Source organism: Pantoea sp. sgz302252 (assembly GCF_042610525.1).
Taxonomy (GTDB): domain Bacteria; phylum Pseudomonadota; class Gammaproteobacteria; order Enterobacterales; family Enterobacteriaceae; genus Erwinia.
Window position 1 is genome coordinate 378,333 of sequence record NZ_JBHDVM010000001.1, and the last position, 13,730, is coordinate 392,062.

General features: G+C 53.7%; 14 protein-coding genes. 7 read left to right on the forward strand and 7 right to left on the reverse strand.

All coding sequences use genetic code 11. The features are described 5' to 3' along the window. Nucleotides 1–20 precede the first annotated feature (20 nt). Nucleotides 21–2,327 carry an FdhF/YdeP family oxidoreductase gene (locus ACETPC_RS01765; RefSeq protein ID WP_380178044.1) on the reverse strand — a complete coding sequence of 769 codons (2,307 nt, stop codon included), beginning with the start codon at nucleotides 2,325–2,327 and terminating at the stop codon, nucleotides 21–23. A gap of 286 nt (nucleotides 2,328–2,613) precedes the next feature. Here ACETPC_RS01765 and ACETPC_RS01770 point away from each other — a divergent pair, with 286 nt between their 5' ends. Further along, complete coding sequence (locus ACETPC_RS01770; protein ID WP_380178836.1) at nucleotides 2,614–4,161, forward strand: PTS transporter subunit EIIC; 1,548 nt, start codon at nucleotides 2,614–2,616, stop codon at nucleotides 4,159–4,161. Nucleotides 4,162–4,222: 61 nt separating this feature from the next. Here the strand turns inward: ACETPC_RS01770 and ACETPC_RS01775 are convergent, their stop codons facing one another. Next, a complete protein-coding gene (locus ACETPC_RS01775; RefSeq protein ID WP_380178046.1) occupies nucleotides 4,223–4,732 on the reverse strand; it encodes an SRPBCC domain-containing protein in 510 nt (169 codons plus the stop codon). A gap of 136 nt (nucleotides 4,733–4,868) precedes the next feature. Between ACETPC_RS01775 and ACETPC_RS01780 the strand changes: the two genes are divergently transcribed. The 5 genes from ACETPC_RS01780 (at nucleotide 4,869) to ACETPC_RS01800 (ending at nucleotide 7,983) form a co-directional block, all read left to right on the forward strand. Next, nucleotides 4,869–5,795: a LysR family transcriptional regulator gene (locus ACETPC_RS01780; RefSeq protein WP_380178048.1), complete on the forward strand. Its 927-nt coding sequence runs from the start codon at nucleotides 4,869–4,871 to the stop codon at nucleotides 5,793–5,795. Nucleotides 5,796–6,066: 271 nt separating this feature from the next. After that, on the forward strand, nucleotides 6,067–6,234 hold the full coding sequence (locus tag ACETPC_RS01785) for a general stress protein (protein ID WP_380178050.1): 168 nt from the start codon (nucleotides 6,067–6,069) through the stop codon (nucleotides 6,232–6,234). 206 nt (nucleotides 6,235–6,440) lie between these two features. Next, the gene (locus ACETPC_RS01790; RefSeq protein ID WP_380178052.1) at nucleotides 6,441–7,151 is read left to right on the forward strand and encodes a DJ-1/PfpI family protein; all 711 of its coding nucleotides are present in this window, start codon (nucleotides 6,441–6,443) and stop codon (nucleotides 7,149–7,151) included. A 119-nt stretch (nucleotides 7,152–7,270) separates the two neighbouring features. Beyond that, the gene (locus ACETPC_RS01795) at nucleotides 7,271–7,573 is read left to right on the forward strand and encodes a hypothetical protein (protein WP_380178054.1); all 303 of its coding nucleotides are present in this window, start codon (nucleotides 7,271–7,273) and stop codon (nucleotides 7,571–7,573) included. Between the two features lie 155 nt (nucleotides 7,574–7,728). Beyond that, on the forward strand, nucleotides 7,729–7,983 hold the full coding sequence (locus ACETPC_RS01800; RefSeq protein ID WP_380178056.1) for a hypothetical protein: 255 nt from the start codon (nucleotides 7,729–7,731) through the stop codon (nucleotides 7,981–7,983). 97 nt (nucleotides 7,984–8,080) lie between these two features. On the opposite strand, the gene ACETPC_RS01805 is transcribed toward ACETPC_RS01800, so the two are convergent. Beyond that, on the reverse strand, nucleotides 8,081–8,407 hold the full coding sequence (locus tag ACETPC_RS01805; RefSeq protein ID WP_380178058.1) for a DUF1493 family protein: 327 nt from the start codon (nucleotides 8,405–8,407) through the stop codon (nucleotides 8,081–8,083). A 293-nt stretch (nucleotides 8,408–8,700) separates the two neighbouring features. On the opposite strand from ACETPC_RS01805, the gene ACETPC_RS01810 reads away from it, so the two are divergent. Continuing rightward, nucleotides 8,701–9,600, forward strand: a complete 900-nt coding sequence (locus tag ACETPC_RS01810) for a LysR family transcriptional regulator (RefSeq protein WP_380178060.1) — start codon at nucleotides 8,701–8,703, stop codon at nucleotides 9,598–9,600. Nucleotides 9,601–9,607: 7 nt separating this feature from the next. Here ACETPC_RS01810 and ACETPC_RS01815 read toward each other — a convergent pair whose 3' ends face one another. The 4 genes from ACETPC_RS01815 to sapC all read right to left on the reverse strand — a co-directional run bounded on the left by ACETPC_RS01815 (nucleotide 9,608) and on the right by sapC (nucleotide 13,623). Then, nucleotides 9,608–10,744 (reverse strand): CMD domain-containing protein, encoded by a 1,137-nt coding sequence (locus tag ACETPC_RS01815; protein ID WP_380178062.1) that lies wholly within the window; start codon nucleotides 10,742–10,744, stop codon nucleotides 9,608–9,610. A 189-nt stretch (nucleotides 10,745–10,933) separates the two neighbouring features. Further along, complete coding sequence (gene sapF / locus ACETPC_RS01820; RefSeq protein ID WP_380178064.1) at nucleotides 10,934–11,740, reverse strand: putrescine export ABC transporter ATP-binding protein SapF; 807 nt, start codon at nucleotides 11,738–11,740, stop codon at nucleotides 10,934–10,936. Further along, nucleotides 11,740–12,732 carry a putrescine export ABC transporter ATP-binding protein SapD gene (gene sapD / locus ACETPC_RS01825; RefSeq protein ID WP_380178066.1) on the reverse strand — a complete coding sequence of 331 codons (993 nt, stop codon included), beginning with the start codon at nucleotides 12,730–12,732 and terminating at the stop codon, nucleotides 11,740–11,742. The genes sapF and sapD overlap by 1 nt, the downstream gene beginning before the upstream one ends. Then, entirely contained in the window at nucleotides 12,733–13,623 is an 891-nt protein-coding gene (sapC, locus tag ACETPC_RS01830) for a putrescine export ABC transporter permease SapC (protein WP_380178068.1), read from the reverse strand. Nucleotides 13,624–13,730: the final 107 nt, after the last annotated feature.

Below are 13,730 nucleotides of genomic sequence, written 5' to 3' on the forward strand. Positions count from 1 at the left end.
GTGCTCCTTTATTGTCATTATCAGGCGATACGCAGTCCTTGTTTGACTTCTGACAGCGTAATTTTTACCGGCACCGATTTAGAGGTCGGCGTACCGCTGCCGTCGCCAAAGCTGGAGAGCGGCACCAGCGGATTGGTTTCCGGATAGTAAGCTGCCAGGTTACCTGCAGGGATGTTGTAAGGCACCAGCTTAAACTCGGTGACTTTACGCGTAATGCCATCGTTCCACAGCGTCTCAATATCCACGTTATCGCCCGCGGAGAAGCCCAAACGTGCCATATCTTCCGGGTTGATAAACAGCACTTCGCGCTGGCCGTACACGCCGCGATAACGGTCATCCAGGCCGTAAATCGTGGTGTTGTACTGGTCGTGCGAGCGCAGCGTTTGCAGCGTAAACGGCACTTCCTCATCCAGCTGCGGGAACAGCGAATCCGGCAGGCTGGCCGCGCTGAACTGCGCTTTGTTATTCAGCGTGTTAAAGCGGAACTCAGCTGCTGCGTTACCCAGGTAGAAACCACCTTTGATTTCGCACTTGGCGTTAAAATCAGCAAAACCTGGAATAGTCGCGGCGATATGGTCACGGATCAGATTGTAATCTGCCGCCAGTCCCAGCCAGTCAACTTTTTCCGAACCCAACACCGCGTGCGCGATACCGGCAACGATTGCCGTTTCGGAACGCTGCGTGTCGGCGATAGGCTTGCCAACGCCTTCAGAAGCGTGAACCATGCTGAAAGAGTCTTCAACGGTAATAAACTGCGGGCCGCTCGCCTGAATATCCTGCTCGGTACGACCCAGCGTAGGCAGGATCAGCGCGTCAACGGCGCCAGGGCAGAGGTGGCTGCGGTTCAGTTTGGTGCTGATCTGCACGGTCAGACCGCAGCGGCGCAGCGCCTCTTCGGTACGCGGGCTGTCTGGCGCGGCAGCGGCCAGGTTGCCGCCTAGTGCGATCAGAACTTTGATTTCGTCGCGCAGCATCGCTTCCAGCGCTTCCACGGTGTTATGACCGATTTCGCGCGGCGGTTCAAAGCCGAAGTGGTTAGCCAGGCTGTCGAGGAAAGCCTGAGAAGGCTTCTCATCGATACCCATAGTGCGGTTGCCCTGCACGTTACTGTGACCGCGAACCGGGCAAAGGCCTGCGCCTTTTTTGCCCAGCTGGCCGAACAGCAATTGCAGGTTAACGATCTCACGCACGGTATCTACGGAGTGCTTGTGCTGAGTCACGCCCATTGCCCAGGTACAAATCACGCGTTCGGCGCTCTGGTAGATAGCTGCGGCTTCGCGGATCTGCTGCTCGGTAAGGCCGGACTGCTGAACGATATGCGACCACTCGGTAGCAGCGACTTCGGCCAGATAGGCATCCATCCCTTCGGTTTTCGCATTAATAAAGACTTCGTCAAAAATGCCCGGTTCGCCAGCCGCAATACGCGCGTTGTGGATTTCCGCCAGCGCTTTCACCATACCGCGCACCGCAGCCATATCGCCGCCAAGGTTCGGCTGGTAATAGGTTGAGCTGATGGTGCCCGCTTTGCTGGTAACGACTTCCAGCGGCTTTTGAGGATCCGCAAAGCGCTCAAGGCCGCGCTCGCGCAGCGTGTTGAACGTTACGATTTTTGCGCCGTGATCGGCAGCGTGACGCAGGCTGTGCAACATGCGTGGGTGGTTAGTACCAGGGTTCTGACCAAACACGAAAATCGCATCCGCATGATCGAAATCATCCAGACGAATGGTGCCTTTACCCACACCGATGCTGCGCTTCAGGCCGGTACCGCTGGCCTCGTGGCACATATTCGAGCAGTCAGGGAAGTTGTTGCTGCCGTTCATGCGGCCAAATAGCTGATAGAGCCATGAGGCTTCGTTGCTGGCGCGACCGGAAGTGTACAGCTCCATCTGGTCAGGATTATCCATTGCTTTGATATGTTTAGCGATCAGAGCAAAGGCATCATCCCAGCTGATGGGTTCATAATGATCGGTTTCACGGTTATAGCGTAGCGGCTCGGTCAGGCGGCCCTGATATTCCAGGAAGTAGTCGCTCTGCTTATAAAGCGCGGAAACGCTGTGCTGAGCGAAAAAGCCGGCATCGATAAAGCGACGCGTTGCTTCCCAGGTTACGGCTTTGGCGCCGTTCTCGCAGAAGCTAAAGGTGCTCTTGTTGTCATCGCCCCAGGCGCAGCCGGGACAGTCAAAGCCTTTGGCCTTGTTCATGCGCATCAGGTTGCGCATATTCTTCAGAACTTGCTTGCTGTCAAAAACGAAACGGGTTGTCGCTTCCAGTGATCCCCAGCCGCCCGCCGCCGCCTGGTAGGGTTTGATTGCAGTTTTAAATTTCATAGTGCTTCGCAGGTGATTTGAATGTTTTTGTCTTGTTAAGAAGTTATTACTTCTTTTATCGGCACAGTCTGTGACTTCTTAACAAAATTGTCTAATTGATTGCTTTAATCATGCGATAGGTAAGGTTTATCGCTAAAGCGTGAGATATATCAAAGAATCACCCGGAAACTTGTGCGTTTCTCCGCCGCCCGCTTTGCGCTGGATCATACTCAGGCTTTCAGCCGCGAAAGAAGAGGGGCCTGTGAAAGAATTTGCCAGCAAAATTCATGCGTTCGGCAAGGCGCTGATGATGCCGATCTCCGTTATCGCCGCCGCAGGCATCTTCCTGGGCGTGGCGGCGGCGCTGCAAAATCCAGCTATTACCGGCGACGCTTTCGCCAGTCTGCATATACCGCAGTTAATTATCGGGTTTATTCGAAAAGTTGCAGGCGCGCTATTTGCTAATCTGCCGCTCTTTTTCGCCGTTGCCAGCGCTATCGGCCTGGCGAAAGCAGAAAAGCCTACCGCCGCTTTCGCTGCCGTTATCGGTTTTATTGCCATGCATGTCGGCGTCAGCGCTACGCTGGCTGCGCAGGGGCTGACGGCAGCCACGACCACACCAGAAGCGCTACAGGCAAAAGGCATGGCGCAAACCGCTGCGATGATGACCTCAGCGGAATATATTCCGATGCTTGGTATCTTTACCTACAATATGAGTGTAATGGGCGGGGTAATTGCCGGGCTATTAACCGCCGCTATCCATAATCGTTTCTATACCACGCAGCTTCCTACCGCTATCAGCTTCTTTGGTGGCCGACGTCTGGTGCCCATTATTACTGTATTGGTGCTGCCGCTGACAGGCGTATTACTTGCGGCGGTCTGGCCGACTATTGGCGCGGGTATCGCATGGATAGGCGAGCTGATTGGCAAAAGCGGGCAATACGGCGCATTTTTATATGGTACCAGCGAAAGGTTGCTGATCCCCACCGGGTTACACCATATCCTCAACGAAACGGTACGCTTTACGCCTATTGGCGGCGTTGCCACAGTAGATAACCAGACTATCGTAGGCGCACTAAATATCTTTAATACTGCGCTGACTCATCCCGGTTCAGTGCCGGATAACGTTATTCGCAACGCTACGCAATTTTTGGCCCAGGGTAAAATTCCGGTGATGATGTTCGGTTTGCCTGCGGCGGCGCTGGCGATCTATCACTGCGCTAAACCCGAGCACAAGCAGCGAGTTAAAGCACTGATGCTGGCGGGCGCGCTCACTTCTTTTACCACGGGTATCACTGAGCCGCTGGAGTTCTGTTTTATTTTTGTTTCCCCAGCGCTTTATCTGCTGCATGCCTTTCTCAGTGGCCTCTCTTTTATGCTGATGTCAATGCTACACCTGATGATCGGCAATATTCAGGGCGGCGCTATCGATCTGGTGGTGTTCGGCATCCTTGGCGGCAGCAAAACCCAGTGGTGGTGGACGCTGGCTCTGGGCGCAATCTATATACCGCTTTACTACTACGGTTTCCGCTTTATTATCCTGCGGATGCGGGTGGAAACGCCAGGCCGTGAAACAGAAGAAGCCCAGCCGGACAGCAAAACAGTTACAGCCGACCAGCGTACTCAGGTCATCATTAGCGGGCTGGGCGGCGAAAGCAATATAGAGGAGGTCGATTGCTGCTTTACCCGGCTGCGCGTAAGGGTAAAAGAGATGAAAGAGGTGGTCGACCAAAAGCTGATGACCACAGGCGCCAATGGGGTTAACCGCGTCAGCGATCACGATGTGCAGGTTATTTATGGCCCGCAGGTAGAAAAAATCGCCAGCGAGGTGAAAACCGCGCTGGGCGTTACCTGACAGAGAGAGGTCTAACAGTGGCGGCTATGTTTGCAGAACATTTCCACCAGACTCTTTGGCGTCAGGCTTTCGCAGCATGTGCGGCGGCTACCAGTCCATCCAGCCACTCCTGATGTCCGTTAATCATCGGGTTTGGCGAAGCCTTTGCCAGTTCTTTGGCCGGATTGCCGTTCTGCGTCTCCTGCGTCAGGATCCGCACGCGACCGCCGGAAAGATCCTCCAGCAGCCAGGCGTGATGCACATCCAGCCGCGTCTCGCCTTCGCCTGACCAGCCATGCCAGGCTATGCGAGCCGGTTCGCCTGCGGCAGGCGGCACGTATTCAGTAACCCGGGCCTCCACCGGAAAACCAAAAGTCGTGAAATAAAAGCGTACATCCTGCTCCAGCATTGGCCCTTTTTTATTATAAAAGCGAATATCGGCAGAGTTCTTGTAATAGGTCGGCCACAGCGATGGCGTGTTCAGCAACGGCCAAATCTCTTTTACGGAAAGACCGGCCATAATGACCTCATTGGAAGCGAAGTTATCGCAGAATCCTGGAATATAGCCTTCGGGCCAGATAATAGCGTTCATGGTTTTCCTTCTTTTAAAGAAAATGGCGACGGTCGCCGTTCGGTAAGGGCAGTATGCTGGTGGCGTAGATATAAGACTAATCATGGTTAATGATTGCTGATATCATGCAGGCTTATATCATCGGCAGGAGCGGCAAGTGAAAAACGACATCCGTAGCATGGATTTAAATCTGCTGAAAGCGCTGGACGCGCTGCTGGATGAGCGAAGCGTAACGCGGGCGGCAGTCCGGCTCTCGTTAACCCAGCCAGCCGTTAGCGGCATGCTGGTAAGGTTGCGCGAATGTTTTAACGATCCTTTGTTTAATCGTAGTCAGCGGGGCATAGAGCCAACGCTGCGCGCGCTGGAACTTGCCGCGCCGGTAAAAAGAATACTTGCAGAGACAGAAGCGTTGTTGCAGCCAAAGGTTTTCGAGCCAGCGAGCGCAGCAATGACTATAACTATTGCCGCAACGGATTATGCGCTTAAAGCGGTTATCGTCCCTTTTATCGCAGCGCTGCGGCTCAGGGCGCCCACTATTAAGATTTCCGTGGTGGCGGTTAACTACGAGCGGCTTGCAGAGCAAATGGCGCGGGGTGAAATCGATTTAGCCCTGATTACGCCAGAAACCACGCCGCCGGATCTGCATGCCCGCGCGCTTTTCGATGAACAATATGTCTGCATGATGCGTGCAGAGCATGCGGATGCCGGGCCTAAGCCTCTGACGCTGGATCGCTTCTGCGAACTTGATCAGGTATTGGTTTCTTTTACTGGCGACAAATTTTCTGGCGTAACGGATGAGGCCTTAGCCAGGCTGGGCCGGGCGAGAAAAGTGGTTATGGCCGTCAACAGTTTTCTGATGCTGCCGGAAATTCTGCGGGTCAGCGATCTTATTACGGTGGCACCTTCACGTCTGGCAACGGGCATTGATGGCATAAGTGTTAAACAGCCGCCGCTTATGATTAAGGGATTTACCAAAACCCTGGCCTGGCACGAACGTACTCATCGGGATGCCGGCAATCGCTGGCTGCGCTCGCTGCTGGCAGAGCTTTTTAGCGATCCGCAAAATAGCGAGTCAGCAAATTAAGCGCAGCGCTAAATATCATAAAATATCCTGAAAGATATGTTTACACCTATATTTCTCCAAATCTCGTCGTGAGAAAAGTAAATATTTCATTGAGAATTGTCTTATTTATACATCGGTAGCTAATCTTAAAAAAATCGTTATTTAGCCTTGCGGCCTGGCCAGCTATTGCTATAGTTATTCATGCACGACGTTCATCGGCGTTCGGTAAAATAGCGTTAACCGAGCTACAGATTATCCGGTGAGAAATTTGTTACACGAAGAGGAAATTTATATGACTCAGCATCGTGGAAATTCCGGCAACTTTGCCGAAGATCGTGAAAAAGCATCAGAAGCAGGTAAAAAAGGCGGCCAGAGCAGCGGCAGCGGCAGTTTCAAAAACGACCGTGAGAAAGCCTCCGAGGCCGGTAAGAAAGGCGGCCAGACCAGCCGCCGCAGCTAGATAACGTCATCAGACAGGCCAGCCAGGGAGCAGAATAGGGCGGTACTAAATAAGGAAAGTTAATCAGGCACGTTATCAGTTAAACCCGCATCCCTCTGTTTCAGGGTTAGCGGGTTTTATTCTTTTCCTCCCGGTAAATTATTCTTAAGATTGTCTTTCGAAATAAAAAATGCGAAAAAATAAGTTGTCTGTTACTGGAGCAACTTATGTCTACACCCCATTCTATTGGCCTTCTGTTATTCCCCAATCTGACTCAGTTGGATCTGACCGGCCCCTTCGAAGTTTTTGCGCGCGCGCCCGGAACCACTGTGCATTTAATCTGGAAAACGAAAGAGCCGGTTATATCCGATCGCGGTATGGCTATTCTTCCTTCTACGACATTCGCAGACTGTCCGGCACTGGATGTGATTTGTATACCCGGTGGGCCGGGACAAATTGCGCTAATGGAGGATGAGGAAACGCTGGCTTTTATCCGGCGTAAAAGCGAGCAGGCCAGTTTGACCACTTCCGTCTGCACGGGCTCGCTGGTATTGGGTGCTGCCGGGCTGTTGCGGGGCCGCAAAGCGACAAGCCACTGGGCATCGCTTGAGCAACTGGCTTTATTAGGCGCTGAACCGGTCAGCGAGCGCGTAGTGCGTGACGGCAACATTATCACCGGCGCAGGCGTTACTTCCGGCATCGACTTTGCGCTAAGCGTGGTGGCCGCTCTTTATAGCGATGAGATAGCGCAAAACATCCAGCTGCATATGGAATACGATCCCGCGCCGCCTTTCGCCTGCGGCTCGCCGCGCGTAGCCTCAAAAGAGCTGGTGGAAAAAGCCGCCGCACAGGCTGCGCTTTTTATTGCCAAAAGGCTGGAAGCGACAAAAAGAGCGGCCTCGGCGCTGTTTTCTGCGGGGAGAGGCCGCAGCGGCTAATTCTGAATCCAGGCCTAAAAGACAATATCAGCGTGAATCCGGCGGCAGAATATGGATAAATAGCCCAACTTTATTGCAACTATTTTAAGCCTGGACTGGCGCTATCTGCGGGGAAACTGATGCTGACCGAAACCGTGCAAACCGACGAGCTGGAAGGAAAAGCTTTAGAGTGGGCCGTTCTTAAAGCCATCGGCGGAGCCTGGCCCGCCGGACTGGTCAGCTCATGGGATAAAACCGGCTACCTGATAACCAATCTGAATCTCTTTCTGAGTAGCGGCGGTAATAAGCATCTCTACATTGCCTACCTGGACGAAAGAGCGCCTTCCGTGGGGAAAACGTTGCCGGAAGCTGTCTATCGCGCGGTTGTTCACTCTTCTATAGGAAGCTGGATTTCCGTGCCGGTCTCGTTATTAAAAGCTTAGCCTGGCGCTACAGCAACGGCGAACTGGCAGCGGCTGCCGTTCGCTTTTTCCACCTTCCTGAGCCGATATCTGCATAGCCATTTTAAGTTTTACCTCTTCCAGCAAGAGACAGCATCGCCTGGATAAACCACCGCCTTTTGACAAATAATCAGGGTATGACTACATATCTTGTAAGAGTGGGTTTTCATAACCCTTCGGCCCTGACCTTCAGGCAGCTCGATGAAATTCTGGAGCAGCAGCGCTTCTGGAGAACAACCTCGCGCAGCAGCACTTTTCGTTATTTTATGGAGTATGAGTATGAATCCGAAATGCGCGACCTTTGCGAAGTCTGCGAGCTGGCCTATTCTCAGGCCTGCAAAGTAAAAAAATGCCCTTTGGTGCTGGTCGTGCCACAGCCACCGAATGAATAAGTTTTTGTCAACGGCATAAACGGCAAGCTGGCAGCAAGGGCTGGCGCTACAGTTGTTGAAGAAAGGGTACAGGCCCGGCTAATGCCGGGCTGCGATTTTAATCATACAGCCAGCGGCCAGCTTTTGCTGATTCAACAAACATTTTTACAGTCAGCGGCTTGCTTATTTGCCTGACGGGTTTATTTGTAAACCACTTTCTAAAAAACCATGCTGAATGCCAGGGGAAATAATTATCGAGGTTTAAACTTGAGGCATCAATATTAATACAATCAACAATTTCATTAATTGCATATATTAAATCATCTGAATCACAATATTCTTGCAGAACATCATCCATTTTCAGGGAAATAGATTTAAAGGTAAGCGTAGCTTGTTCAGGCAACTTTTTTCGAAATAGTTCTAATATTTCCTGTTCATCTACCATATCTTATCCTCACCGCAGTTGAAGATGATTTTCGAAGGCTGGAAGCTTTATCATATCAGGCAAAGCGCCGCACTGAGGCAAACCTACAGGCTGGCATGTCTCCGGCTGTTGTTTGGCAACCAGATCGTGCATTGATGCCGTCAGGTACTGACGACATTGTTGGCTAAGAAGCATTACTTACCCAGCTTTTGGAGAAAAGAGGGTATAAAGTGTCAGAAGCTGAGTAGATTTTTCAGTACATTTTTTTGCATCAATCCAATCCTTTTAGCTTAACTTATTGAAAAATAAAAATAATGGATATCAAACAACTAATTTACCTGTGTAACCTGGAACGCGAGCGTCACTTTGGTCGCGCGGCGGAGGCGAGCTTTGTCAGCCAGCCGACGCTGTCGATGCGGCTGAAAAACCTGGAGCGTGAGCTGGGGTTGTCGCTGATCAACCGCAGCAACAACTTCGACGGTTTTACGCCGGAAGGCGAAAGGGTACTGACGTGGGCGCGCGAAATCGTCTCTGTCTATCAGGGGTTAAAATTAGAGGTCGAATCGCTCAAACACGGCGTTTCCGGCACGCTGCGTATTGGCGTCGTGCCGCAGTGCAGCATCTCGCTGCCGCTGATGCTAAAGGGCGTTCAGGAGCGCTATCCCCAGCTTAATTATCGCGTTTCGGTGCTGAGTGCCGACCAGCTGCTGGATGCGCTAAACAGCTACACGGTAGATGTAGGGATCGGCTTTTTCGAACTGGTCACGCTACGCGAGCTGCACTTCCAGACCGAGCCTTTGCAGGATGACGGCGTGGAGGTGGTCTTCCACCCAGACCACTTTTCTCAGCTGGTTGGGGAAGAGCCTGTAGAGCTGGCAGAGCTTAAAGCGATCCCTCTTTGTCTTGCAGAACAAACGCGTTATTTCAGGCGCTATCTGGATACGCATTTTCGCGAGGCGGATCTCCAGCTGCGGGTTATTCTTGAGACTACTTCGGTTTTTCAACTGCTCCAGGGCGCGCAGGTAGGATTAGGCTGCTTAATCTCTCCAGTAGGCCATTTGCCGTCGCAAATGACGCCGGGTCTGAAATCCAGAAGATTAGCGATTGCGCCGATGAGTCGACAGGCGGCGATAGTGATTGCCGAGCCGGGCAGAGCAACGCCGCTGTCCCAGCACTTTTTTGACGAGGTGCGCCGCTGGCTAAACGAGCGGTAAGCCAGCATCAACAACTGCCCAATGACTGCATCAGCCGGTTATTCCAGCCAGCCAGACCGGTACTGAAAATAACGTGTAACGTAGCCTGTAGTGATAAACCCGCTTCTGCCAGCGGCTGCAAATGCGCGGCGCTGAAACGCTCTGGGGAGCGGGTAAGCTGCGCGGCGGCCTGAATAATGGCTTGTTCGCTGGCATTCGCGCTGGTCATAGCCTTATCCACGCTTTCTTTCAGCGCATTACGCAGATGCGCTGGCGCGTAGCGCTCAAAACAGACCGGGCTGCCATTGATACGCGCCGCCACAGCCGCAGCAAGCCTGGCTTCCGGCGCGGCCAGCCGCTCCTCCAGCATATTAATCAACTGGCTCCAGCCATATAAGGTATCGCCGTCATGCGCCAGCAGCCAGGCGCTATTGTTCAGGGCGCGCTGCGGCTGGCAAAAAGTCAGCGCTGCCAGCTGGCTCTCTGAAGCGTAACGTAGCTCAACGGGCGTCAGTCTTGGCTGCCAGCCTGATTGTCCGCCGAAACAACAGCTGTCTGCATCGGGCGGGACGGTAACGCCGGGTATCCAGCGTACCGGCAGGGCCAGCAGGGCATGAAAGCCAGCCGCCACGCGAGCCTGATAGCAGACAAAGCCGATAATCTGACTGAAGGTAATGATATCCGGTGCGGTCAGGCCCGCTTCATCCAGCCGCAGCAATGCTGCCTCGTCAATCAGCGTCGGCTGCATCGCCAGCTGGCGGGCATATTCAGTAATCTGTGTCAGGCGACGATTGCTCTCGCGGGACGAATCCGGGCCGCTCAGAGGATTAAGACGAGCGGCATAATGGTTGCACAGGCGCTGCACGCCGGTAACTTGCGCCACGGTAAGCGCGGTGCTCAGGCGGTCATACAGCGTCAAAGTATGCGTCAGCGTGGTTGTCAGGACTTGTGGAAACAGCAGCTGATAGAGATCTCTGGAGGCCAGCAGCGCTGGCTGCGCCTGCTGAAGATGCTGGCGCAGTTCGCCCTGGCAAAGCGTAGCCAGGCCCAGCAGAAAACGGTCTTCGATTTCAGCGGCTTCCGGCACCAGCGGCTGAGCCTGGGCGGCGAGCGTGGACTGGGTTTCATGATACCAGTGGCTGTTTGCAAGCCGACGCTGTTCCATAGTCATTCCTTCTGCAAGTTAGCCGACCCTTAATGGGCCGGAGAGCAGCTTTATCCTCGCGCAAGCGGAATAACCGGCAAAGACCGATCGGTGCTAACAAATAGCAGAAAAGCATAATGGCGAAAGGAACAGCAGAATCGGTGGGAAAACCGCTTATTTCTGGCGAAATAAGCGGTTTTTATGCGGTGGCTAACGGTCTTTGCGCCAGGCGTCGGCGGTAAGGGCTTCGCCGAAGTGGCTATTAATCAGGCGTTTAGTCAGATCGTGCAGCGGGCAGGCCAGCACCTCAGCGGTGCTGCCGCGTTCAACGACTTCCCCCTGGTGCATCACCAGCACCTGATCGCTGATATGTTTCATCATGCCCAGATGCTGCGTCACATAAATATACGAGATGCCGTGTTTATCCTGTAACTCTAGCATCAGATTAACCAGCTGGGAACGCATTGACATATCCAGCGAAGCCAGTGCCTCGTCGGCCACAATCACTTTAGGCTGGAGGATCAGCGCACGCGCCAGACCTACGCGCTGCTTTTGCCCTGGCGCCAGCATATGGGGATAATAAGCGGCATGATCGCGCAGCAAACCAACCTGACGCAGCGTGGCGATAATGCGCTTTTCTCGCTCTTCGGCAGAAAGATCGGTATTCAGCCGTAGCGGAAAGTCCAGGATCTGGCCGATACGCTGGCGCGGATTCAGCGAGGTTGAAGGATCCTGGAAAATCATGCGGATACGCTGGCTGCGGTAGCCATAGTCGCCATACTCCAGCGGCCTGTCATCGATTAAAATATCGCCCGAGCTGGGCGCGACCATACCGCTCAGCATCTTCGCCAGCGTCGATTTGCCGGAACCGTTTTCGCCGATAATCGCCAGCGTCTGCCTTTCCCGCAGCGTAAAGCTGACCTCTTTGACCGCCTCCACATGTTGACGCCGGAACAGACCAGTGCGGTAACGCCAGGTTTTACTGAGGTTGCGCACCTCCAGCAGCGTTTCAACCATTACTGACTCTCCATATTGAGCGGGAAATGGCAGGCGAACAGATGCGATTTGCCGCCCGCCAGGCGTGGCGTCTCGATACATTTCTTCTGCGCATAGGGACAGCGTGGCCCCAGACGGCAACCGATGGGCAAATGTTCCAGCGAGGGAATGGCGCCGGGCAGCGTATTCAGGCGGCTTTTATGCGGCAACGAGCGGCCAAAATCCGGCATTGCTCTGATCAAAGCCTGGGTATAAGGATGGTGCGGCTGCACGATCAGATCTTCACTGGCAGCGGTTTCCACCGTCTGGCCGCAGTACATGACGTTGATGCGGTTCGCCCAATGGCTGAGCATTTGCAGGTCGTGGCTAATCAACAAAATAGTGGTGTTGTTGTTTTGGTTAAGCCGCGACAGCAGGCGAAAGATCTGCGCCTGGGTTGTTGGCTCCATTGCGTTGGTCGGCTCATCGGCTATCAGCAGGCGAGGCTGATTAGCCAGCGCGATAGCGATCATCACCTTCTGGCATTCCCCTTCGGTCAGCTCGTAGGGAAAGCTGCGCATAATATCTTTGTGATCTTTAATGCCAACGCGGTGCAGCAGTTCAATGGCGCGACGGTGGCGCCAGCGAAAACGCTGATACCATCGGCCTTTCCATGTCCAGCCGGGAATCGCCTGTTTCAACTGCTGACCGATGCTTTCGGAAGGATCGAGACAGGATTGCGGCTCCTGGAAAATCATTGATACGTTATGGCCGACGATTTTGCGCCTTTCGCGCGCCGAGAGCTTAAGCAAATCGATATCATCAAACCGCATGCGGTCGGCGGTGACCCGCCAGTTATCTTTAGTGACACCGCAGATAGCTTTGGCAATCAGGCTCTTACCCGACCCGGATTCGCCTACCAGCCCGCGCACTTCGCCTTCGGTCAGTGTGATACTGACGCGATCGACCGCTTTAACCGGCCCGTCGGCGGTCATAAACTCAATGGTCAGATTACGAATATCAAGCAAGGGCATCTATTCAACTCCCGCAACGATAGCCCGGCGAATGCCGTCGCCCAGCAGATTGACAATCAGCACGCTCAGCATAATTGCTGCGCCGGGCAGCATAACCGTCCAGGGCGCGACATAAATCAGCTCCAGCGCATCGCCGAGCATGGCTCCCCATTCCGGGGAAGGCAGCTGCGCGCCCAGATCCAGAAAACCCAGCGCAGCGATATCCAGAATCGCCATCGACAGCGCGCGGGTAAATTCGGACACCAGCAGCGCCAGAATATTAGGGAAAATCGCGTGGCGCAGAATATTCATATTGGTCGCGCCATCCAGACGAGCGGCGGTAACATACTCTTTTTCCAGCTCGTCATGCACGGCGGTATAAACCGATCTCACCAGGCGTGGAATAATCGCCAGAAAAACCGCCAGCCAGGCATGGCTTAATCCGGGACCGAAAAAGGCCACCACGATAATCGCCAGTAGTAGCGAAGGAATCGACAGAAAAGTATCCAGAACATGGTTCATTACCGCCGAACGCAGCCCGCGCGTCAGTCCGGCAAAAACGCCCAGCACCATCGCGCAGATCGAGGCCAGCACGGTAATAGCTATAGCGGAGCCTACTGTCGGCGCCGCGCCGCTCAGCAACCGGCTTAATAAATCGCGGCCCAAATCATCGGTGCCCAGAAAGAAAGAGACATCGCCATAACGCGACCACGACGGCGGCAGCAGCTGATAGCCCAAAAACTGCTGATCCAGCCCGTAAGGCGCCAAAAGCCGCCCAAAAACGCACAGCAGCAGCAGCGCGATAAACAGATAAAAGCCGATCATCGCGGTAGTGTCATGGTAAAACAGCCGCCAGGTTGTGCGGAAGGTACTGGGCAGCCGCTGTTCGGCGTAAATCTTATCGGTGGGCATAAGGTTCCACTTTACTTCTCGTCAGAGTGTTGCATTTTATAGTCATATCATAGGGTTGCAAACGTTAGCTGTTTTGCCGCTCCCCTGAAGTTTAGCCTGAAGCGCCG

Excerpts from the sequence above, each read along its gene's own strand:
- ACETPC_RS01810 (WP_380178060.1), top strand. The coding sequence starts at position 8,701 with ATGGATATCAAACAACTAATTTACCTGTGTAACCTGGAACGCGAGCGT.
- ACETPC_RS01805 (WP_380178058.1), bottom strand. The coding sequence starts at position 8,407 with ATGGTAGATGAACAGGAAATATTAGAACTATTTCGAAAAAAGTTGCCT.
- ACETPC_RS01770 (WP_380178836.1), top strand. The coding sequence starts at position 2,614 with ATGATGCCGATCTCCGTTATCGCCGCCGCAGGCATCTTCCTGGGCGTG.
- sapC (WP_380178068.1), bottom strand. The coding sequence starts at position 13,623 with ATGCCCACCGATAAGATTTACGCCGAACAGCGGCTGCCCAGTACCTTC.
- ACETPC_RS01815 (WP_380178062.1), bottom strand. The coding sequence starts at position 10,744 with ATGGAACAGCGTCGGCTTGCAAACAGCCACTGGTATCATGAAACCCAG.
- ACETPC_RS01765 (WP_380178044.1), bottom strand. The coding sequence starts at position 2,327 with ATGAAATTTAAAACTGCAATCAAACCCTACCAGGCGGCGGCGGGCGGC.
- ACETPC_RS01785 (WP_380178050.1), top strand. The coding sequence starts at position 6,067 with ATGACTCAGCATCGTGGAAATTCCGGCAACTTTGCCGAAGATCGTGAA.
- ACETPC_RS01790 (WP_380178052.1), top strand. The coding sequence starts at position 6,441 with ATGTCTACACCCCATTCTATTGGCCTTCTGTTATTCCCCAATCTGACT.
- sapD (WP_380178066.1), bottom strand. The coding sequence starts at position 12,732 with ATGCCCTTGCTTGATATTCGTAATCTGACCATTGAGTTTATGACCGCC.
- ACETPC_RS01775 (WP_380178046.1), bottom strand. The coding sequence starts at position 4,732 with ATGAACGCTATTATCTGGCCCGAAGGCTATATTCCAGGATTCTGCGAT.
- ACETPC_RS01800 (WP_380178056.1), top strand. The coding sequence starts at position 7,729 with ATGACTACATATCTTGTAAGAGTGGGTTTTCATAACCCTTCGGCCCTG.
- sapF (WP_380178064.1), bottom strand. The coding sequence starts at position 11,740 with ATGGTTGAAACGCTGCTGGAGGTGCGCAACCTCAGTAAAACCTGGCGT.
- ACETPC_RS01795 (WP_380178054.1), top strand. The coding sequence starts at position 7,271 with ATGCTGACCGAAACCGTGCAAACCGACGAGCTGGAAGGAAAAGCTTTA.